The organism is Streptomyces beijiangensis, assembly GCF_017315755.1.
Taxonomy (GTDB): domain Bacteria; phylum Actinomycetota; class Actinomycetes; order Streptomycetales; family Streptomycetaceae; genus Streptomyces; species Streptomyces beijiangensis.
Map to the genome: position 1 here is coordinate 1 of NZ_JAFLRJ010001533.1, position 449 is coordinate 449.

Sequence of the window (449 nt, forward strand, 5' to 3'; positions counted from 1 at the left end):
CAGGTCTGGGACAAGTACGAGGACCGCGGCGAGCGAATCGTCATCGGCGGCGTCGGTTCGGACGTGCAGTACGACCACCCGGACCTGGTGAAGCAGTACCGCGGCAACAACGGCGACGGCACCTTCACCAACGACTACAACTTCTACGACACGATGGGCATCTGCGCCACCAGCAGCACGCCGTGCGACGACAACGGCCACGGTACCCACACCATGGGCACGATGGTCGGCGCGACACCGATGCCGTGCGCGCCGAACGCGAAGTGGATGGCCGCCAAGGCCTGCGGGGGTACGAAGGGCGAGTGCCCCGACGAGGATCTGCTCGCCGCCGGTCAGTGGATCCTCGCGCCGACCGACCACAACGGGCAGAACCCGCGCCCGGACCTCGCCCCGAACATCGGCAACAACTCCTGGGGCGGCGACGGCACCCTCTACACGGACATCGTCAA

General features: G+C 67.3%; 1 protein-coding gene. It reads left to right on the plus strand.

What is annotated here, in order from left to right; all coding sequences use genetic code 11:
- Nucleotides 1–449, plus strand: a 449-nt coding sequence (locus J0695_RS42575) for a S8 family serine peptidase (protein ID WP_242553826.1), incomplete at both ends; no start/stop codon positions are given.